The sequence below is a fragment of the Neisseria dentiae genome (assembly GCF_024580525.1).
Classification (GTDB): Bacteria; Pseudomonadota; Gammaproteobacteria; order Burkholderiales; family Neisseriaceae; genus Neisseria; species Neisseria dentiae_A.
On the sequence record NZ_JANIKQ010000006.1, the window covers coordinates 21,654 to 42,626 of the forward strand.

Here is a 20,973-nt window from a genome sequence, read left to right on the forward strand (position 1 = left end):
AAGGGTATTTTGCAAAGACTTCAACACCTATGGTTTACCGTTTTGTATCGGCCGTGAAGAACGATACCGTTTACTCAACGGATTTTCTGAATCTGATAATCAAGCCTGTCTACCCTACCGGTTTTATTGTTGGTAACCAATAAAATACGCGGAATAAAAATCTGATAACCCGGCAGGTAATATCCTTCGAAGCCTTGCGTCAGCTTCATTGTGCCTGTTTGGTTGTTCATGGTTAATGTGCAACTCACCCGTTGCATCGCACCTTTCAGTTTGCGGTGAATCACGGCCGCATCTTCCGACGAGCCTAAACGGCATTGTTCTTTCAGATCGATTTGCCCGTTTCTGTCAACCAATACGGCCGAACTTTGGAAAGTGCCGCCGTTTGCATTCCACTGCGCGGGTACCGGATTGATTTGGATATTCTGTGTTACAAACCCCTGCTCTCCCATTGCCCATTTTAACTCCCAATGATTTAATAAAATCAAGCTCTTCGCATCAGGCCGACCTTTGACGCACGAGATTTTCCGCTTTACATTGGCATGTTCTGAAGAAAATAATTTCACATTTGAAAATTTATCGGTTTGGCGGCTGATGTTCACGCCGGCCTGAGTATTATTCTGCTCGGCAACATCATAAGTAATAGATTTGATACGGTGTTCGGCTTTGCCGGTTTCAAACTGGCCGGCCATAGCCAGCAATTGGGCATCAATATCATCTGCTGCCCAAGCGGAAAGCGGTAATGACAAGGCAACCAAAGAAAGCATAATTTTACGCATAGTGACTATCCTCAAGATAATTAAACCATATTTAGACAATAGGCCGTCTGAAAGTTTCAGACGGCCTGAGCATGTCTGCCGAGATTAACGCTCCCGCAGAGCCTGCTTCATACGGGTGATCGGTTTGATGAGATATTGGAAAACGGTTTTTTCGCCGGTTTTCACGTCCACCGTTGCCACCATACCGGGAATAATCGGCATATCTTTGCCATTGCGGTCTTTCAGGCTGTTGCTGTTGGTTTGTACCAAAATACGGTAATAAACCTGGTTGGGGTCGAGCTTCAAGTCGTTTACGCGGGCTTGGTTGCTGCTGCTGACCGTATCCGGGCTGATTAAAGTAACTTTGCCGTCCAAACCGCCGTAAATAGCATAATCGTAAGCACTGATTTTAACCACGGCAGGCAGGCCGGGGCGCATAAATGCAACGTCTTGCGGGCGGATATAGGCCTCTACCAGCAGTTTGTCGTCCAACGGCACAATCTGCAAAATATCCTGACCCACATTTACCACACCGCCCACAGTATTGATTTGGATATTTTTCACAATACCGCGCATCGGCGCACGAATTTGCGAACGCTCCACAGGATCGGCGCGCATCACCATATTTTCTTTGGCTTGGGCCAATTCCGACTCCGCCTGTACCAACTCGTTATTGGCATCAGCCATGTAGCGGTTTTTACGCTCGGCAATCTGCATGGCCAAATCGCTGGATTCACGTTGCATGCGCAGCAGTTCCACTTCTGAAACCACACCTTGCGCCACCATCGGTGCGGTAATGCTGATTTCTTTATCCAAAGTGGCTTTGCTGATGCTTAAGTTGTGAATGGCTTCGCTGACGGCGCGGCGGCGTGCAGCAAAAGCGGCCTGCTCGCGCTGTTTCAATTCGTTGCTGATACCTTGCGGGAAACTTAAATTGTTGTCATAGGCTTCGGCTTTCAAACGCGCAACCATCGCTTCGAGGTTTTGCACTTTGGCTTCGCTTTCACGCAGAATGGCCGAACTGCGGGTGTCGTCCAATCTCAGCAGAACCTGATCTTTTTCAACAATATCCCCTTCTTTAACCAGCATTTCGGTAATGATGCCCGGATCCAAACTCTGCACCACTTGCTCGCGGCTGCTGGGAATAACGTTACCCTGACCTCGGGTTACTTCTTCAATCGGGCTGTTATACGCCCAAATCACAAACACCACCAAAAATACGAAAAACAGAATGATGACCCAAAACTGGCCGCTGTGTTTTTCTTTCTGCAAAGCGGCATTCAGGTCGTTTACCAATGCCAAATCTTTGGATTTAATATTGTTTTCGCTACTCATAATGATAATACCTTTACGGTTTTGTTATAGGCCGTCTGAAAGGTAACGGCTTTATTGTTATGCTGTGATGCAGCAAACCGGTTTCACCTTATGCTGCCGGTTGCAGTTGTTTTTCGTTTTTCCTTTCGTTCTGCATCAGTTTTTGCAGCACCAAGTCACGCGGGCCGTCCATCACAACCTTACCGTTATCCATTACGATAATGCGGTTCACGATTTGCAGAACCTGCGGGCGGTGGGTAACCAAAACCATGGTTCTGTCCTTGCCCCATTGTGCGACGGCATTCAGCGCCATACGTTCGGTTGCTTGATCCAAACCCGTAGTCGGTTCGTCCAACAACACAACTTTAGGGTTGCGCAAAGTCATACGAGCCAAAGCGATAATCTGTTTTTGCCCGCCCGACAAACCCAAACCGTCTTCACCCAGCGGCATATCCAAACCGCGGGGGTGGCTGCGGATAATACGGTCGAGGCCGAAACGCTTGAGTGCGGTCAACAAGTCTTGATCGGTGGAATAACCGTCGGTACGCGCCAAGTCCATATTCTCGCGCAACGTACCCAAAAACAGACGCGGTGACTGGCTCAGCAACACAACCTGGTTACGCAGAAAATTGGGATCAAGCTGGCGCATATCGACACCGTCGAGCATCACGCTGCCTTTCTCGGCATCATACAAACCGCTGGCCAATTTCAACATCGTGCTTTTACCGCTGCCGATACGCCCCAAAATGCCCACTTTCTCGCCCGGGCGGATATTCAAACGCAAATCGGTAACCGCCGCACTGCCTTCCTGCTGGTATTTGAACGATACATTCTCAAATGTAACGTTACCCTGCACATGGTCCAACGTGATGTATTGACGCTCGGGGCTGCGTTCAATCGGGCGTTCCACAATATTGTTCACCCCTTCCAAAGCAAGTTTGGCCTGCTGGAACCGGGTTGCCAATCCTGCCACTTGCGCCAACGGCGCCAATGCGCGGCCAGACAAAATAACCGATGCAATCAGTGCGCCCATCGTGATCCTTTCCGCCGGATTTTCCGTGTGAATCAAATAAGTGCCGAGCAATACCAAAAATACGGTATTCAACTGCTGCATGCCGGTGGCGAAGTTCACCATAAAATTGCTGGTATCTTTCACCTTAATAGAGGAAGCCGAGGTTTTTGCAGTATATTCGTCCCAACGCTGTTGCGCCCAAGAGGTGGCATTGTTGGTTTTCAAAGTTTCAATCCCCTCAATCGCTTCAACCGCCAAACCGGAACGCTGGGAAGACTCTTTCATCGATTCGTTGATATGACGGGAAAGCGGCCGCTGAACCAACAAACCTACAATCACCACAATGGGGATAATCATTAACGGAACCAGTGCCAACTTGCCACCCACTACTGCAATCACCGTGATAAACAACAAGAGAAACGGCAAATCGACCAAAGTTAACAGGCTCGCACTGGTCATAAATTCACGCACCGATTCAAATTCACGCAGGTTATTGGCATAAGAACCGGAAGACGCCGGTCTGTCGGCCAAACGCAATGCCATTACGCGGCGGAACAGTGCCGAGCTGATAATCAAATCGGCTTTTTTACCGGCAATATCGGTCAAATGGCCGCGAATCATTTTGGCGGCAAATTCAAACGTGATCGCCAAAATCACACCGATACTCAAAACCCACAGCGTTTCATAAGCCTGATTGGGAATCACACGGTCATACACATTCATCACATACAGTGAGCTGACCAACGCTAGAAAATTGATGATGAAAGTGGCGAGAATCACTTGGTAATAGTAGCTTCTAAAGCGCCAAATCACTTTCCAAAACCATGATTTGGGCAGGTGGTATTCCGGCAGCTCAGAACGCATATCGGAAACCATTTTCTGCTTGATAAACCAGCAATAACCTAAATAGAGAATGGATAATTGGTCATAATCCAATTCTTGAGACAAACCGTCGGCTTGGCGGACATGATATTTACGGTTACGGCCTACACCTTCGATCTTGGTAACTACGGCTGCTTCTTCATTATGCAAAATCAGCACGACCGGCACGGCCAGCGAAGGAATGTCTTCCAAATTACGTTTGGACAGTGTGTTTTCAAAACCGTGGCTTTTTAAAACTTCCGAGAGCGAGTGGAAGTTGACGTTCAGTTTTTTATCCCGCACAACCTCCGCAGCAAGTGCCGCTTCAGACACCGGCGCACCCAACAGGCGGGTAGCCAAAGCAATGTGTTCGATAATGGATTTCATAGTAATGTTTTCACGTTAATGTTATTGGATTGTTCATTCAAACTAGCGTGCCGCACCTGCCCAGCTGGCAACCTGCGACTGGGAAACCAAATATTCGAGGGCAGCATCCCGGAAATCGTTACGCGCATTGACGTTTTCCTGCTCGATGCCCGCCAATTCGTTATAAGCCCCCAAAACGTCGGTGAGGGTTCGGCGTGCGATTTTGAATTGCAGTTCGTAAGATTTCACAACCTCTTTTTGTGCGGCTATATGCTGCGCAGTGATGTCCTGACGCTGTTCGCTTTGCACCATGTCGATTTCGGCAGTTCGCGCTTTCTCGGTAACTTCACGGAGAATCTGTTCCGACTTGGAGTCGGCCGCAATCAGCGCCTGTGCATTCTTGTCTACATTATGCCGTGCGGCCATATCCAACACGTTCCAAGTCAGATTCAAATAAAGCTCTTTGCTGTCTTTGGTGGCCAAGCCTTCCAAATTGACAGCCGGCAGTCGCGATGCTTTGGTTACATCCAACTCGGCCTTAACACTTTCCCGCTCCGCCTGTTGGGCAAGATAAGACGGGTTCAACCCTTTATCTTCACTATTAAATTTTTTCACAATACCCGAGGCCGAATCACCGGCAAACGGATCTTTCAAATCTGCCGGCGAAATCGGTGAGGTTGTATATTTCGATAACCTGCTCAGTGCCATTTCCATAGTACGGCGAAGTTGCGCCATAGAGGTTTCCACCTGTAACTGGCGCGAACGGGCTTCAATCAACTCCGAACGGCGACCGCCGTCGTATTTAACGATAATGCTTAAATCTTTCAAAAGATTGTTGTGGCGGTTCAAACTTTGACGGCTGACATCCAACGACTCTTTGGCCCGCAATGCCGTTAAATACAGCTTACCGATCTCGCCACCCAATTGTTCTTGGGTTTCAAAATATTTGTGGCCGTAGTAAATTTCTTTGTGTTTATCCCGTCTGACAGCCGCGTTGATACCGCCCCAAGAATAAAGATTCAAACTACCCCGCACACCTAGGCCGTTATCCTTATCGTTGCTGCTGTATTTATGTTTTTGTGTAATAACTTGGGTACCGGTAAGCGCTAATACCGGGTAATGGCCGGCACGGGTGGCTTTTGTAGTGCTTTTGGCTGCATTTTCATTGGCTTTCGCCTCCAATAAGGCCGGGTCGGAAACCAAAGAACGTTTAAGAATATCTTTCAACCCCTGCGCCCCGGCAGTTTGTAGGCTAAAAAGCAACAGTAGCGGCAAAACCGGCCATTTTTCCAGTTTTCCGCTCAGAGAGAATGGGGACATATTTTTTTTCATTTTTTTATAAAGCCATCGTAATGTTTGTACAACTTCCGATATTTCAAAACCGGAAATTGTTTGTCGTTATTAAAGATAGGACTTTGTACTAATTTTATTAGCATAACACTATATTTAACATTTCCCGGTAAATCTCAGATGAAAGGTAGGGAAAAGCTACCCAAAGTACATAGTAAACCATACTACCACGGAATTGACTATTATTTTATGAATGTCTCCATCTCTTTAAAAATACCAGTTAAAGACTTTCACACTTAAAATATTCCGAATAGTTATTTTTGCAATAAAGAAAAAATCCCACTGCTAATGCAATGGGATTTTTCCAATGGATTACTTAGCGTTTTTTACCAGTAACGGTAGCAACAGCCAAGTCGGCATTACGTTTCAATGCCACGCTTTGCACGCCTTCGGGGAATTTGATGTCCGACAGGTGCAGGATATCACCGGCTACTACATTACCGCAATCCAATTCCAAAGCTGCGGGAATATCTTTAGGCAAGGCCACTACTTCAACGGTGGTATTCAACAGGGAAACACGGCCGCCTTGCAGTTTAACGGCTTGTGAGGTTTCTGCATTAATAATGTGCAGCGGCACGCGGATACGCAGCGGCTTGGCGGCATCAACGACTTGGAAGTCGATATGCTGCACTTGCTGGCGGAACGGGTGCATTTGGAAATCACGCACGATAACGTCTTGGGTTTTGCCGTCTAAAGTCAGTTTAATCAATGCGGTATGGAAAGATTCTTTTTCCAATGCGTAATATACGGTTTTGTGATCCACAGAGATGGCAACCGGCTCTTGGCCTTCACCGTAAAGCACGGCGGGGGTTTGGCCTTCGCGACGCAGGCGGCGGCTCGCACCAGTGCCCTGGGCATCGCGAACGGTAGCTTGAATTTCGTATGACATAATAAAAATACTCCAAAAGAAACAAAACAGTTGCCGTCGGCCGCGACCAGCTTAAGGCAACATCGGATTAAGGCAGAAACACACTGCCTGCTGTCAACACATCTTCATTAAAAAGATATGAAACAGATTCTTCATTGCTGATGCGGCGCACGGTTTCGGCAAGCAGACCGGCAATTGTTACTTGGCGGATGCGGTCGCAACTGCGCGCAGCTTCAGACAAGGGGATGGTATCGGTAACGACAACCTGATCGATATCGGAAGAAGCGATGCGGGATACGGCTTCACCCGAAAATACGGGGTGGGTGGCATAAGCCAGCACCCGTGACGCGCCCCGCTCTTTCAATGCGGAAGCGGCTTTGCACAAAGTATTCGCGGTATCGATCATATCGTCGACAATCAGGCAGGTTCTGCCTTGGATATCGCCGATAATATTCATTACCTCCGCCACATTGGCTTTAGGGCGGCGTTTGTCGATAATCGCCAAATCAACGTTCAATACTTTTGCCACAGCACGCGCACGAACCACACCGCCGATATCGGGGCTGACAACAGTCAGATCCTCGATGCGCTGGCGCTGGATATCGTTAATCAGAATCGGTGTGGCATAAATATTATCTACCGGAATATCAAAAAAACCTTGGATTTGGTCGGCATGCAAATCAACGGTCAAGACACGGTCGATGCCTGCCGAATACAGCATATTGGCCACCAGTTTGGCCGAAATCGGCACGCGCACCGAGCGCGGGCGGCGGTCTTGGCGGGCATAGCCGAAATAAGGAATAGCGGCGGTAATACGGCCTGCCGACGCGCGTTTGAGCGCATCGGCCATAGTCAGCACTTCCATCAGGTTATCGTTGGTCGGCGCACAGGTTGGCTGCAAAATAAATACGTCACGGCCGCGCACGTTTTCCAGAAGCTCGACTGCGACTTCGCCGTCTGAAAACTTGCTAACGGAAGCATTGCCTAGTGAAATATCCAAATGTTTTACCACTTTTTGCGCCAATTCAGGATTGGCATTACCGGTAAACACCATCAAACTGTCGTATGCAGCCATATCTTCATCACCTGGGATTGTGTTGGATTTGTGCTCGGAAAACATCACGCTTCCTTCCGCTTTTGGCCTTGCGGCCGGAAACCGACATTATACGCCCGAGTATGGTGCATTCAAAGCCCCTGCCCGCAATTATCGGTTTTCAGACGGCCTTATGCACACTCCCCGCACAATATAAAAAGCGTGCGAGAAACTCACACGCTTTTCCGATTGGCTGGGGAGGAAGGATTCGAACCTTCGCATGCTGGAATCAAAATCCAGTGTCTTAACCACTTGACGACTCCCCAATTCGGGGTTGGCTGGGGAGGAAGGATTCGAACCTTCGCATGCTGGAATCAAAATCCAGTGTCTTAACCACTTGACGACTCCCCAACACAATAAAACTTTACCTATACCTGCAACGGGTGACGGGTGAGACCCTTCACGCAATATGCTTCATAGTTTTCCGAAATTTGCCCGAACGCGGCAGCGGCTTCATCTTCGCTATCGAAAGTGGCAAACAGGCAGGCACCGGAGCCTGTCATTAATGTTTTGCCTAATTTTTCAAGCACCCGATAAGCTTCCGAAACTGCGGGATATTCCTGAAAAACCACCGCCTGCATATCGTTTCTGAACGGTTGCAGCGATTGGAAAGACGGCATTATGCTGGGTTCGGAATTTCGTGTCAAGCGTTCGTGAGAAAAAATCACGGCTGTGCTGACGTGTACGGGCGGCTTCACCACCACATACCATTGCTGCGGAATATGCAGCTCGGTTAATTGCTCGCCTATGCCTTTGGCAAATGCGTTTTTACCGAATATGAAAAACGGCACGTCAGCCCCTAGTTTCACGCCAATGTCTATCAGCTGCTGCCGCGTCAACGCACACCGCCACAATTTATTCAATACCATCAGCACAGTGGCGGCATCGGAACTGCCCCCACCCAAGCCGCCGCCCATCGGAATACGTTTTTCCAACCAAATATCCGCACCGCACAGGCCGTCTGAAAAAGGCTGCAAAGCAGCAGCGGCACGGTAGGTTAAATCGGCTTCGGTAGGCACACCGCTAATCGGGGTGTGCAATATGATTTGTCGGTCGTTGCGCGGGGCGATGTAAACCGTGTCGCACAAATCAATCAAGCAGAATATGCTTTCCAACTCATGATAGCCGTCGGCACGACGGCCGGTGATGCGCAAATCCAAATTCAGCTTGGCCGGAGCCAGATAAGCCTGCGCGCCGGCAGGCACAATCAGCGCCATGATTGCGCCCTTAACTGCGTGCCGCACACTGTGCGGGTGCGTTGGTATCTTTGGTTTTTTCCATTTGGTCGAACACCAGCCGCAAAGTCAGTTTTGGGCTTTCGAGCAACAGTATGCGCGGCGTGCCGTTTTCATTCAGCGAACGTGAAATAGTCCATTCAAACTGCTGCAAACGGCCGTCGGGCAAAAGTTGGTAAGGGGCATTTTTCACCCATTGGCCGTTCGCCCATATATGCAGGTATTGCACCGGCATGGGAAAACCCAACAATTGTTCGCTCAATTCCTGCGCGGTGGCGGCCTGGTATTTTTTACCTTTGCTGTCAACAGCCAACACGCCCATGCTGTCTTGGCAAAGCTGCCCCAACGTGTTGCCCAGCGGGGTGTTGACGTTGATGGTTTGAACTTGGTTTTGATAAGTCCAATCGAAATTGGCATATGAACCTTTTTCATTCACTTTCACAGCCAACCGGCCATCGGCGGCGAAGTCGCCGATATCGGTTTGTGCGCGCCAGCTCTCTTTATCAGCCAAGCGCGGCTGAGCACAGGCAGCGAGCAGCAATGCAGCGGCACTGCACAAAATAAACTTGGTATGTTTGTTTTTCATGAAATACCTATATGATTGTTTTTTTCAGACGGCCTAAGAAACTTGAAACAGCCGGTTCTCAATATCAGGCTTGACCGGCAAATCAGCGGTTAAGTTCATTTAAGGCCGTCTGAAAATAAAATACCGGCTGTTTTACTGCCTGCGCACTTATTTTCTGCGGTTGGTTTTCGAACCGACTGCCGGCAGCTTCACGCCCAAGCGCTGCAAGGTTTTTTGCAGCACGGCATCGTCGGCTCCTTTGCTCAAACCTTCACGCCATACGGATTTGGCTTTCTCCTGCTGGCCGAGTTTCCACAACACTTCACCCAAATGGGCGGCCACTTCGGGATCGGGAAACTGGGCGTATGCGTACTCGAGATACGGCAGCGCCGACTGTGCATCGCCTTTCAGATAATATGCCCAACCCATACTGTCGTTGATGGCGGCGGATTCCGGCTCTTGCTGATAGGCGGCCTGAATCAGCCTGAAAGCTTCTTCCACATCATATTCGGGCAACGAAAACATGGTGTAGCCCAACGCGTTCAAACCGGCGGCGCTGTTCGGATTCAGCTCGAGATAACGGCGCAAATCGGCCACGGCTTTTTCAGGCTGGCCGAGTTTGTCGGCATACAGCATGGCGCGCTGGTAGAGAATATCGGGCAAACGCTCTTTGCCGCCCGGCTGTTTTTCTGCATTGGCTGCTAAAACGTTCAATTCGGCCAACGCCTCTCGCGGGCTGTTGTGCTTGCTCAAGGCAAACAGATACACCCGTTGCACGTCGCTCATGCTGAAAAAGCGGCCTTGCTGTTCCGGCAGGCGTTGGGCGCGACGTGCCTCCGCCAGCGCTTTGCTGCCGTTGCCCTGCTCGGCTTCGATAGAGGCTTTGAGCACGGCTTTATCAAATACATATTCGGGCGCGGTGATTTTATCTACCCAGGCTTTGGCCTGTTTGAAATCTCTCGCGTCGGCATAGCGCATCGCACCGATTACCGCGGCACGGCTTTTCTGCTCGCTGGTGCCGATGCGGTAGGCTTTGTCGAGATAACTGCCTACCGTCGAAATATCTTCTTCGCGGCTAACCGACAAAATGGCCGCCTGAATGTATAAATCGGCATTCGGGTTTTGGTTCAGCAGGGTTTGCAGGCGCTGGTAGGCTCTGTCGTTCTGACCGTCGGCTATCAGGCTGCTGATTTCCATTTCCTGCCACACCGGCGACAGTTTGGCGGTGTCGGTTTCGGTAAAGAAGCGGCGCAGGATTTTCGGGCTGTGCTGCGCCACCAAACGCAGGGTGGCTTCGGTGGGCGGCAGGATTTCGGTGTCGAGCTTGGCCAAACGCTGCAAAGCATTCACGGCATCACGCTCTTTATTATTTTGCGCGCTGAAAATCAAGTCGGCAATGGCCGCTTCAGGCAAATCGGCATAGCGCTTGGTGGCTTTGTGCACATCTTTACCGATTTTCCCTGCCAATTGGGGCTGCTGCACGCTGATTTGCGACAACAACAAGAAAATGCGCCGCACCTGCTCCTCGTTTGCATGCTTCAGGATATCGTCCAAATCTTTGCCGGTACGGTCGGTTTTGCCGGTAACCAAATCACGCGCCCACGCCATGCGTTTTTGCGCATTGCCCGGCACAGGCTCGATTTCGCGCCACTTCTGGTAAATCTGTTCCGCCTGCTGATAAGCGTTCAGCGAAACCGCCATCTCCATCGCACGTTCGGCCACCTCGGGGCTTTTGGTGCGGTTGAGCATCACCAGATAAGTGGCCAGCGCCGTGCCGGGTTCGCCTTTCTGCAAGGCCATTTCACCGCCCAGCAAGGTAAACATATCGTTGGCACGCTCGACGATACCCGCACGGCGTTCGTATTCCAAAGCCCGCTCTTCGGGCGAATAAAGGCTTTTTTTCGCAGCCTGCTGCACGGCCTGCGGCGGCTGCTTAGGCGTTTCGCCCACGGCGTAAACGCTGCCGGCAAACAGCAGCATCACCGCCAGCGCGGCGGAATGGATTTCGGTTCGGCCAAAAAACATACACTTTCCTTAATGGCGGGCAAAACCGGCACGCTTTCAGACGGCCTGTACCCCGATATACAAATGTGCAATACTTTATCACAAGCCCGCGGCTTTGTTGATATTGCCTACCGCACCCTACCTATGTAAAAGTATGCAGGCCGTCTGAAAACAACAGATAACACATCATGACCCACGCCGAACTAACCCGATTTTTCCGCCACGCCGCCGACTACCCCGCCGCAACCCGCAACCTGCGCAACGCCCTGATTAACGGCATCGAAATGCACGAGGCCGCCGTATTGCTGGCCGTGGTGTTCCGCGAGCGGCAATGGCAGGTTTTACTCACCCGCCGCACCGCCACCCTGCCCCACCATCCCGGCCAAGTTGCCTTTGCAGGTGGGCGGCGCGACGATAGCGACACCGACCTCACCCACACCGCCCTGCGCGAAACCGCTGAAGAAACGGGCATCACCGCCGGCTACTGGCAAACCTTTCCGCCGCTGCCGCCTTATTTCACTCCGTCGGGCTATACCGTTTCGCCCGTGCCGGCATTAAGCACCACCAATCCGCCCGTTTACCCGAATGCCGACGAAGTGGACGAGGTTTTCTATCTGCCGCTCGATTTCGCCCTCGATAAAAAACTTTACCGCCGCCGCGACTTCAGCCATAACGGCCAAACCGTTTCCACCCCTTTTCTGCCCTATCTGCATTACGATATTTGGGGCATGACGGCGATGATTCTTTATGATTTGGCAGAAAGATATGAGCAACACAGGGGGCACGGATAAAGACCGAGACCTTTGCAAAATTCATTCAAAAACATCACCAAAAGTTTCTTTTTCGTCATACTCGGACTTGACCCGAGTATCCCACTTCCTTCAGAAATTCTGAAAACCAATAAAGATACTCGGGTCAAGCCCGAGTATGACGCAGGTGTTTTAATTTATAGCGAAACCAATCAAAAAGAATCAGGCCGAGACCTTTGCAAAAATACCTTAAGGCCGTCTGAAATGTTTAAATCCCGTCATTCCCGCGCAGGCGGGAATCCAGATGGAAATATTGAAGTGTTGATTAAACAAATACTTGAATGCCAAGCACCTGGATTCCCACCTGCGCGGGAATGACGGAGTTCAGATTTTTTAGATAGCAATTTGAATTTTGCAAAGGTCTCAGGCCGTCTGAAATCCGAAAAGATTTCAGACGGCCTGTCTCAATATTACGGGTTAACCCGGTAAAACCACCGGCTTACGGCCGTTTGGCGCCATAGCCGCCGATAAGCTGCTTGGTGTTGCCGTCATTTTTCAAGCCGTAGGTACCGCCGATTTCGGCAGCTTGCGCACCGTAGAATTTACCCAGCAGCCGGCCTGTCATTTGGTTGTCTGCCGTGGCGGCAGTGCCTGTAAAGCTGTTGCTGTTGGCAGACCATGAAGCCGAGCCTTTCATGTTGTAGCCGGAAGCCGCTTGCGATTCGCGCACGCCGTTATTCAAAGCGTGAAACTGCGCATTGCTGGTTTCAAAACGCAAACCTTTTTTGGCAAAATCGGCCACGGCTTTCACATCGGCAGTCAGCTGACGGTCGGCTTTATCTTTTTCAACCAAATAAGCCGTGGTAATACCGGTATAAGTTGCCGTGCCGCTGGTGGGCATATCGGCAACAGGGGTTTCATTACCTACACTTTGATAAGCATGGCTAATATTGTTATTCATATCAACATAATGGGCAAAAGTTTGATAAGTCCAACCGGCAGCAGCAGGATCATGCAAAGTGATACGCACCCCATTTGCAAATTTAATAACATATACCCCGTCAAATTTTTTATCGAAAGCCAATTTATCTTTGTCTTTCTGAACATAGGCAATACCTTCAACGGCATCCAACGTTTTTTCAGCACCGGCAGGCATACCATCAATTGCGTTATTGCTATTGGCATCTAGCACAACGCGCAAAAGCATTTGGTCTGTCAGTTTCGGCTCATACTTTTCTATAACAGACCAAGCCTCACTGTCACCATTATTATTGTATTTTTCCCATGCTGAGGCCAACTCGCCAGCATCTTGCATATTTTTATTATATTGATCTTTCAACTTATCAAGAGCATCTTTCATTCCTTGCTCAGTAAATTTTTCCTGCTCCTTCTTAGCTAATTCCAATGCATAATCATATTTAAAATCAGAGGTGTATGTAGGGCGCAAATTTTGAACAACTTTCTTAGCCTCTGCAATTGCCTTAGGATCGGCCTCAGGATCTTTAATTATCTTCCAAGCCTCATCCAGCTTCGTATAATCCGATTTGATTCCTTCGTCTAAAGTAGTTTTTACTTCTGAATATACGCCCTTTTCCTTTCCGAACAAAGGGGCAATATCTTCTAAAGTAGAGCCGGCTGATGTGTATTTAGTGATGGAGGAGTTGGGAGTGCGATAATTAACTTGGGAGGCAGGAGACTCTGCCGAGTTTGTTAAAACGGCACCATCCAGAACCACTTGGTCATTTTTATTTAAAACCAATGTGCGGATCAAACCGATTTGCGAATCTACAAAGGTCGGTTTACCGTCAACCGTACGCAATTGAAGATGAGGGTTGTGCTGTTGTGCACCCGTAGAAGAAATAAAAGAAGTATGCAACGGAGCAGGCAGATTTAAAGGTGCCAAACTGTTGTTATCACTGATTTCGGAAGTATCAACGGTGCTGCCGCTGCCGGTTGACGTACCGGCAGCCGATGCTGCGGCCAATGCGTTCAACGCCGCTGCGAGTTTGTCTTTCTGCTCTTTGCTGATTAAGGATTTCTGGCTGTCGCTCAGGCGGTTGTAGCTTTGTGCGGCCGCCTCTACGCTTGCCTTGTCTTCCAGTGTGATTTCGGCAGCTTCGTCCAGCGCTTCGATCATGTTCATTACGTTGCGTGCGGCAACGGCGTTATCGACCAAATCTGTGCTGGTCGAACCGCCTCCCCCGCCTCCGCAGGCGGCTAAAACGGCTGCGCAGGCGATGGTGAGTGCAATGTGTTTTACGGTTGTTTTCTTAGACATGATATCCCCTTAGGTTAATGGTTCGGCCGGCGGAAAAGGTTTTCCTTCGGAAATTACAATTCATAACAAATTTGAGAAATTGTAAATTAATGCTTGTTTAAACACAATTGTCATTAACAATTGTGCGGGTTTTGCTGAGGGACATATATCTATTTTGCAACATTGGAACAGGGGTTTTGCCCCGGTAACGAAACAGCGATGCGGCGCCGGAACGAGGTTTTCCGGCGGGTGAAAAAAGATACTCGGGTCAAGCCCGAGTATGACGGTAGTTGGGTATTTCAGACGGCCTAATTAACTTGCAAAGGTTTCAGGCTGAGACCTTTGCAAAAAATGCGTTTTAATCCTGAATTTATTTATGTTTCGTCATACCCGGGCTTGACCCGGGTATCTGTTATTTCTTTTGAAACAAAAAGATGCCCGGGTCAAGCCCGGGCATGACGAAGAGGGTTTAATATGCCGAAAAGAATTTTGCAAAGGTTTCAGGCCGTCTGAATCTTTCAGACGGCCTGTTGCTTTTACAGCAATCCTTCTATCGGCAGAATGGAAAGTATTTTTACGGTGATGCGTTTCCAAAAGCCTGCTTCGGGTTCTTTTTTGGAAACTGTGCCGTCTTCCGGATCTTGCCATTGCAGTTTGTTGTGTTTGCCGAGGGTAACCTTGTAGGCATATGCGGGGGTGATTTCTACCAATCTGTGCTGCATATCCTGCGCCAGCTGCGGGCTTTCGATAACCACGCCCATTTCGGTGTTGAGCCGTGCGGAACGCGGGTCGAGATTGAACGAACCGATAAATACGCGCTGCTGATCGACGATAAAGGTTTTGGCGTGCAGGCTGGTGGACGAGCTGCCCGTTAAGCCGCGGTCTTTGGTTTTGGGCACGGCATGAACGGCTTTGAGTTCGTATAAATCAACGCCTGATTTAAGCAGGGGCTTGCGGTATTTGGCATAGCCGGAATGCACGGCGGCCACGTCGGTGGCTTGCAGGGAATTGGTGAGCACGGTGATGTCAACACCTTGTTTTTTCAAATCGGCAATGGCTTCGGTGCCGGATTTGGTGGGCACGAAGTAAGGCGATACCAAATAGATTTCTTTTTCGGGCGAACCTAGGGCTTCGTCGAGTTTGTCGCTGATTTGCGGTTTGTCGCGGGCGCGGTCTAGCGCTTTGGCTGGGTCGTCGCTAACAAGTTTGGTTTTGACGTGCCGCCATTGGATGCGGTTGTTTTTGATGGCTTCGAACAGTTGCGACTGTTCCAAATCGCGGCGGTAGCGGGCGAGGGTTTGGTTGCGGTCGTTATCGCTGATTTCGAGTTCTGCGCGGCCTTTCTCTGCGTTGGCGCGGCGCACGATGCGCTCGAACGGGTAGGCCGATTCGCTCGCCCAGTAGCGGTCGAAATCTTCGGAAACTTCGGTTACGACGCGGCCGGTGGCAAGGATATCGACATCGGCAAAAGCGGTGTCTGCGCCGATGTTGAAGTATTCGTCGCCGATATTTCGCCCGCCGACGATGGTGGCGTGGTTATCGGCGGTGAGCGATTTGTTGTGCATACGGCGGTTGAGGCGCGGGAAATCGGTGAGATAGCCCAGCGCGCGCCATTTGCGTGTGAGAAAGGGGTTGAACAGGCGGATTTCGATATTGGGGTGGCTGTCGAGTGCGGCGAGTATGTTGTCCAGCCCGTTGGTATTGTTGTCGTCGAGCAGCAGCCGCACGCGCACGCCGCGCTCGGCTGCGCGGTGCAGCATGTTGAAAAGGATTCTGCCGGAAACGTCTTTATGCCAGATGTAGTATTGCAAGTCGAGCGTGTGGTCGGCCGCATCGATCAGGGTGGCGCGGGCAACGAAGGCATCGTGTGCGTCATCGAGCACATAGATGCCCGAAGTATCCGGCTCTAAATCGGCCTGCCCTGCTTTGGCGGGCGTGAGCGCGGAAACGAGGCGCGGCGAGGCGGGCACGTCGAGGTATTGGCTGACTGTGCGGTTTTCTAATGAAGGCAGGCTCATACAACCGGTAAGGATGGCTGGCAGGGTTAATAAAATGATGTGTGGTTTCATGCGTTTTCGGGTGGTGTTCAGACGGCCTGAACACGTTTTCTTGTTGCAGGGTATTTTACCCTTTTTTTGCTTCGACCAGATTTTGGCCGTCTGAACGGTGCAAACGGACGAATATCAGGCTGGATACAAAGGTAATGGCACCGGTGGCGGCGAAGGTGCAGCGGAAGGCGGTGTGCAGGTTGCCGCCTGCCAGGCTGCTGCGGCTGAACCATTGCAGCATCAGCGCGCCCAATGCGATGCCGAATCCCATGGCAAGCTGCTGGTTAACCGCCATCAGGCTGTTGCCGCTGCCGGTTTGATAGGGGCGCAAATCGGCAATGGTGAGGGTGTTCATGGCGGAAAACTGTATCGAATTGCACAAGCCTATGCCGAACAGCAGCGCCACCCATACCCACAGGGGCGCGTTGGCAGGCGGCAGCGCTACCGCTGCAATCAGCAGCCCGAGAATGCGGGTGTTGCCGATCAGCACTTTGCGGTAGCCGAAGCGGGTCATAATCGGTTTAATCAGCGGCTTCACCAATAGCGAGGCCAACGCCATCGGCGCCACCAGCCAGCCCGACAGGCTGGCGCTGAAGCCGAGCGCCACTTGAAACATCAGCGCCAATAAAAACGGCGCCGAGCTGATGCCCAAGCGGCTGGCCAGATTTCCGCCCAGCCCGATGCGGAACGTGCGCACCTGAAGCAGGTGGCCTGCATAAATCGGGTCTTCGTCGCGCTTGGCGTGTTCGCGGTAAAGCCACAATGCCGCTGCTCCGAACACCGCCAGCAGCACTGAAAACAGCAACGCTCCGGGGTGGGTGATGATTTCCACCGACAAACTCAGGGCGCAGGCTGCAGCGGCAAACAGCAGAAAGCCCACCATATCGAAACGGCCTTTCTCGCCTTTGATGTTGGGCATAACTTTCAAAGCCAGCCAGATGCCCAATGCGCCGATGGGCAGGTTAATCAGAAAAATCCAGTGCCAACTTGCATATTCCACCAGATAGCCGCCCACCAGCGGCCCCAATATCGGGCCGATTAGCGCGGGCATCACGGCATAATTGATGGCATTGAGCAGCTGCGATTTTTCATACACCCGCATCAGGGTCAGCCGCGGCACCGGCGCCAGCATCGAACCGCCCAGCCCCTGCACCACCCGCGCCAGCACCAGCATGGGCAGGTTGGGCGCGGCGGCGCACAGCAGCGAGCCGGTCATAAACAGCCCCATTGCGGTAACAAACACATTGCGCGTGCCGAAACGGTCGACCAGGTAACCGCTCAGAGGTATCAGCAGCGCCAGCGTCAGCACATAAGCAATCACCGCCGACTGCATATTGAGCGGCGATTCGTTCAAACCGGCCGCCATTTTCGGCAGCGCGGTGTTGAGTATGGTGGTATCGAGCATCTGCATGAAGATGGCAACGGCCAGCAACATGGGCAGATATTTTGACGGTGCGGATCGGGTGGTCATGGAGCGGTTGGACAGGCCGTCTGAAAATATGCGGGCGGCGTTTTGCCGAAAACCGGATTGTACGCGAAAGCGCAACGGCTTGATATAAGGTTTGCTTTTGTTTTCATGGCACTATATGAATCCACTTAAATTTTCGGTACAAAGCAACAAGCCGAAGGCGGTACAGATAAGTCAAGCTATTTATTAACAACAGTTTTCGTCATACTCGGGCTTGACCCGAGTATCTCACTTTCTTAAAAAGCTTCTAAAATCCAAAAAGATACTCGGGTCAAGCCCGAGTATGACGTGTGTACTTTTTTCTTAAGTTGATTGGCCATATAACTATTCAACGGCCTTCAACAAGCCGACGGGCTTTACTGCTGACGGAGTCCCGCCCTTGCAACCGCACGCCCCGCGCGATTGATGTTAAGATACGCATTCTTTTCAATAGCACGCCGTCCGAACCCACACTTATGAACCCGTTACTCGACACCCTCAAACCCTATCCTTTCGCCCGTTTGCGCGAAGCCATGGCCGGGCTGGAAGCGCCCGCCGGCACCGCCCCCGTGCCGCTGCACATCGGCGAACCCAAACACCCCACCCCCGCCGTGATTACCGACGCGCTTACCGCTTCTTTGGCCGAGCTTGAAAAATACCCCCTTTCCGCCGGGCTGCCCGAACTGCGGCAGGCCTGTGCCGGCTGGGCGGCGCGCCGCTACGACGGCCTGCAACTCGACCCCGAAACCGAAATCCTGCCCGTGCTCGGCAGCCGCGAAGCGCTGTTTTCGTTTGCCCAAGTGGTGCTGGAACACGTTTCAGACGGCTCCAAACCCGCCGTTGTCAGCCCCAATCCGTTTTATCAGATTTACGAAGGCGCCACCCTGCTCGGCGGCGGCGAAATCCACTTTGCCAACAGCCGCGCCCCGCGCTTTCTGCCCGACTGGAGCCAAGTGCCCGAAACCGTTTGGCAGCGCACCAAACTGGTGTTCGTTTGCTCGCCCGACAACCCCAGCGGCAGCGTGATGCAGCTTGACGATTGGGCGGAACTCTTCGCTCTGCAAGACCGCTACGGCTTCGTTATCGCTTCCGACGAATGCTATTCCGAAATCTATTTCGGCGGCAACAAACCCATCGGCGGCCTGCAAGCCGCGCAGCAGCTCGGCCGCAGCAACAAAGGCATCGTGATGTTTACCAGCCTCTCCAAACGCTCCAACGTGCCCGGCCTGCGCTCCGGCTTCGTTGCGGGCGACGTAGAGCTTCTCAAAGCCTTCCTGCTCTACCGCACCTATCACGGCAGCGCCATGAGCATCCCCGTGCAGCGCGCCAGCATCGCCGCTTGGAACGACGAAGCCCACGTTATCGAAAACCGCCGCCTGTATCAGGAAAAATTCGACAAAGTGCTGCCTATCCTGCAAACCGTTTTCGACGTGCGCCTGCCCGACGCTTCGTTTTATATCTGGCTGAAAGTGCCCGACGGCGACGACTTGGCCTTTGCCAAAACGCTGTGGCAGCAGGCCGCCATCCAAGTGTTGCCCGGCCGCTTTTTGGCCCGCGACACCGAACACGGCAACCCGGGCGCGGGTTATGTGCGCATCGCGCTGGTGGCCGATGTGGAAACCTGCGTTAAAGCGGCCCAAACCATTGCGGCGCTATACCGCCGCTAAACGGCTGCCATAACGGCAGGGTGTTTGATGCGCCCTGCTTCTTAATCTGTGCTGCCGGTGCAAACCGCTTATAGGCCGGAATCTTTGTAAAAAACCCGAAGGCCGGCACCTTTGCAAAAATACCCCTAATGCCGTCTGAAATGCTTAAATTCCGTCATTTCCGCGCAGGCGGGGATCTAACCTTAAAACTATTAATTATTTTATTTCAATAACTTATTAAATTCCGGATTCCCGCCTACGCGGGAATGACGATGGTTGAATATTTCAGACGGCCTAAACAACTTGCAAGGGTCTCAGGCCGTCTGAAACCCAATCTGCCTACTCCAACCCGCCGCTGTTCTGAATCATGCCGACACCCCCGTCATTATTAAAAAACCTTCCCTTTCTGATCACGCCGCCGCTGCTGTGGGCGGGCAATGTGATCGTTGCGCGCGCCGTGCGCAACGATATTCCGCCGCTCACCCTTTCGTTCGGCCGCTGGGTGATTTCGCTGCTGATTCTGTTCCCCTTCGCTTGGGCAGCCATGCGCCGCGACCGCACTTTATACCGCCGCCACGCCAAACTGGTTATCGGCACCTCGCTCACCGGCATCGCGGCGTTCAACACGCTGGTTTATACCGGCTTGCACCAAACCACAAGCACCAACGCATTGCTGCTCAATTCGTGCATTCCCGTGCTGATTATGCTGATCGGCTCGTTGTTTTACGGGCAGAAGTTAAACCGCTTTCAGACGGCCGGGCTGCTGCTGTCGCTATGTGGTGTGCTGGTGATTATTCTGCGCGGCCAGCCGGACAATTTATGGGCGCTGCGCTTTAACCCGGGCGATTTGTGGGTGTCGGCTGCGGTGGTGTGCTGGGCGTTCTACACATTATGGATGCGGCAGATGCCCGCCGAAATCAACCGCACCGGCCTGACCGCCGTGCAGATTATGCTGGGCTTGCTGGTGCTGTTGCCGCTGTGGCTGTGGGAGCGCGCGGGTGATGTTCCGGTTTATTGGAACGGCAATACGCTCGCCGGTTTGGCTTATGTGGGCATTTTTCCGTCGGTGGTGGCCTATCTGTGCTACACCGCCGCCATCGCCCGCGTCGGCGCCGTACGCGCCGGCTTGAGCATACACCTGATGCCCGTATTCGGCACGCTGCTGGCCGTTACCCTGCTGGGCGAATCCCTCCACCTTTACCACTTGGTTGGCATTGCCGCGATTTTCGGCGGGATTTTGTTGAGCAATAAGCGGGCGTCGGGGTGAGGCTTTTGCAAAACCCATATTCCTAGATGAAGCCTTTAAAACATCTGCCTCATGCCTAAGTTTGATCTGATCATCTTTTTGTTTTTCAATACCTTTCAAAAAGGTGAGATACTCGGGTCAAGCCCGAGTATGGCGG

16 protein-coding genes and 2 tRNA genes are annotated in these 20,973 nt (G+C 51.7%); 4 read left to right on the plus strand and 14 right to left on the minus strand.

Annotated elements, in window-relative coordinates; genetic code table 11:
* Positions 1-74 precede the first annotated feature (74 nt).
* The 11 genes from NQ012_RS05095 to NQ012_RS05145 form a co-directional block, all read right to left on the minus strand.
* Positions 75-815 (minus strand): hypothetical protein, encoded by a 741-nt coding sequence (locus tag NQ012_RS05095; RefSeq protein WP_257066537.1) that lies wholly within the window; start codon positions 813-815, stop codon positions 75-77.
* A gap of 45 nt (positions 816-860) precedes the next feature.
* Positions 861-2,090 (minus strand): HlyD family type I secretion periplasmic adaptor subunit, encoded by a 1,230-nt coding sequence (locus tag NQ012_RS05100; protein WP_257066538.1) that lies wholly within the window; start codon positions 2,088-2,090, stop codon positions 861-863.
* Positions 2,091-2,178: 88 nt separating this feature from the next.
* Entirely contained in the window at positions 2,179-4,329 is a 2,151-nt protein-coding gene (locus NQ012_RS05105; RefSeq protein WP_257066539.1) for a type I secretion system permease/ATPase, read from the minus strand.
* Between the two features lie 42 nt (positions 4,330-4,371).
* Positions 4,372-5,628 (minus strand): TolC family protein, encoded by a 1,257-nt coding sequence (locus NQ012_RS05110; RefSeq protein ID WP_373566635.1) that lies wholly within the window; start codon positions 5,626-5,628, stop codon positions 4,372-4,374.
* A 346-nt stretch (positions 5,629-5,974) separates the two neighbouring features.
* Positions 5,975-6,547, minus strand: coding sequence for a 50S ribosomal protein L25/general stress protein Ctc (locus NQ012_RS05115; protein ID WP_257066541.1), 573 nt, complete (start codon positions 6,545-6,547; stop codon positions 5,975-5,977).
* 67 nt (positions 6,548-6,614) lie between these two features.
* On the minus strand, positions 6,615-7,601 hold the full coding sequence (locus NQ012_RS05120; protein ID WP_115336354.1) for a ribose-phosphate pyrophosphokinase: 987 nt from the start codon (positions 7,599-7,601) through the stop codon (positions 6,615-6,617).
* Between the two features lie 208 nt (positions 7,602-7,809).
* Positions 7,810-7,885, minus strand: a tRNA-Gln gene (locus NQ012_RS05125).
* Positions 7,886-7,894: 9 nt separating this feature from the next.
* A tRNA-Gln gene (locus NQ012_RS05130) sits at positions 7,895-7,970 on the minus strand.
* 17 nt (positions 7,971-7,987) lie between these two features.
* Positions 7,988-8,830: a 4-(cytidine 5'-diphospho)-2-C-methyl-D-erythritol kinase gene (gene ispE, locus NQ012_RS05135; protein ID WP_257066640.1), complete on the minus strand. Its 843-nt coding sequence runs from the start codon at positions 8,828-8,830 to the stop codon at positions 7,988-7,990.
* A 16-nt stretch (positions 8,831-8,846) separates the two neighbouring features.
* A complete protein-coding gene (gene lolB, locus NQ012_RS05140) occupies positions 8,847-9,440 on the minus strand; it encodes a lipoprotein insertase outer membrane protein LolB (protein WP_257066542.1) in 594 nt (197 codons plus the stop codon).
* A gap of 147 nt (positions 9,441-9,587) precedes the next feature.
* Positions 9,588-11,444 carry a tetratricopeptide repeat protein gene (locus NQ012_RS05145; RefSeq protein ID WP_257066543.1) on the minus strand — a complete coding sequence of 619 codons (1,857 nt, stop codon included), beginning with the start codon at positions 11,442-11,444 and terminating at the stop codon, positions 9,588-9,590.
* A 167-nt stretch (positions 11,445-11,611) separates the two neighbouring features.
* Between NQ012_RS05145 and NQ012_RS05150 the strand changes: the two genes are divergently transcribed.
* On the plus strand, positions 11,612-12,214 hold the full coding sequence (locus NQ012_RS05150) for an NUDIX hydrolase (RefSeq protein WP_257066544.1): 603 nt from the start codon (positions 11,612-11,614) through the stop codon (positions 12,212-12,214).
* Between the two features lie 12 nt (positions 12,215-12,226).
* Entirely contained in the window at positions 12,227-12,550 is a 324-nt protein-coding gene (locus NQ012_RS05155) for a hypothetical protein (protein WP_257066545.1), read from the plus strand.
* A gap of 121 nt (positions 12,551-12,671) precedes the next feature.
* Here NQ012_RS05155 and NQ012_RS05160 read toward each other — a convergent pair whose 3' ends face one another.
* The 3 genes from NQ012_RS05160 to NQ012_RS05170 form a co-directional block, all read right to left on the minus strand.
* A complete protein-coding gene (locus tag NQ012_RS05160; protein WP_257066546.1) occupies positions 12,672-14,450 on the minus strand; it encodes a transferrin-binding protein-like solute binding protein in 1,779 nt (592 codons plus the stop codon).
* Positions 14,451-14,965: 515 nt separating this feature from the next.
* On the minus strand, positions 14,966-16,498 hold the full coding sequence (locus tag NQ012_RS05165; protein ID WP_257066547.1) for a phospholipase D family protein: 1,533 nt from the start codon (positions 16,496-16,498) through the stop codon (positions 14,966-14,968).
* Positions 16,499-16,553: 55 nt separating this feature from the next.
* A complete protein-coding gene (locus NQ012_RS05170; protein ID WP_257066548.1) occupies positions 16,554-17,948 on the minus strand; it encodes an MFS transporter in 1,395 nt (464 codons plus the stop codon).
* A gap of 452 nt (positions 17,949-18,400) precedes the next feature.
* Here NQ012_RS05170 and dapC point away from each other — a divergent pair, with 452 nt between their 5' ends.
* Entirely contained in the window at positions 18,401-19,591 is a 1,191-nt protein-coding gene (gene dapC, locus NQ012_RS05175; RefSeq protein WP_257066549.1) for a succinyldiaminopimelate transaminase, read from the plus strand.
* Positions 19,592-19,937: 346 nt separating this feature from the next.
* Positions 19,938-20,837 (plus strand): DMT family transporter, encoded by a 900-nt coding sequence (locus NQ012_RS05180; RefSeq protein ID WP_257066550.1) that lies wholly within the window; start codon positions 19,938-19,940, stop codon positions 20,835-20,837.
* Positions 20,838-20,973: the final 136 nt, after the last annotated feature.

Coding starts and splice junctions, on each gene's coding strand:
- NQ012_RS05165 (WP_257066547.1), bottom strand. CDS start 16,498: ATGAAACCACACATCATTTTATTAACCCTGCCAGCCATCCTTACCGGT.
- NQ012_RS05120 (WP_115336354.1), bottom strand. CDS start 7,601: ATGGCTGCATACGACAGTTTGATGGTGTTTACCGGTAATGCCAATCCT.
- NQ012_RS05115 (WP_257066541.1), bottom strand. CDS start 6,547: ATGTCATACGAAATTCAAGCTACCGTTCGCGATGCCCAGGGCACTGGT.
- NQ012_RS05160 (WP_257066546.1), bottom strand. CDS start 14,450: ATGTCTAAGAAAACAACCGTAAAACACATTGCACTCACCATCGCCTGC.
- NQ012_RS05100 (WP_257066538.1), bottom strand. CDS start 2,090: ATGAGTAGCGAAAACAATATTAAATCCAAAGATTTGGCATTGGTAAAC.
- NQ012_RS05105 (WP_257066539.1), bottom strand. CDS start 4,329: ATGAAATCCATTATCGAACACATTGCTTTGGCTACCCGCCTGTTGGGT.
- NQ012_RS05110 (WP_373566635.1), bottom strand. CDS start 5,628: ATGTCCCCATTCTCTCTGAGCGGAAAACTGGAAAAATGGCCGGTTTTG.
- lolB (WP_257066542.1), bottom strand. CDS start 9,440: ATGAAAAACAAACATACCAAGTTTATTTTGTGCAGTGCCGCTGCATTG.
- NQ012_RS05150 (WP_257066544.1), top strand. CDS start 11,612: ATGACCCACGCCGAACTAACCCGATTTTTCCGCCACGCCGCCGACTAC.
- dapC (WP_257066549.1), top strand. CDS start 18,401: ATGAACCCGTTACTCGACACCCTCAAACCCTATCCTTTCGCCCGTTTG.
- NQ012_RS05170 (WP_257066548.1), bottom strand. CDS start 17,948: ATGACCACCCGATCCGCACCGTCAAAATATCTGCCCATGTTGCTGGCC.
- NQ012_RS05180 (WP_257066550.1), top strand. CDS start 19,938: ATGCCGACACCCCCGTCATTATTAAAAAACCTTCCCTTTCTGATCACG.
- NQ012_RS05145 (WP_257066543.1), bottom strand. CDS start 11,444: ATGTTTTTTGGCCGAACCGAAATCCATTCCGCCGCGCTGGCGGTGATG.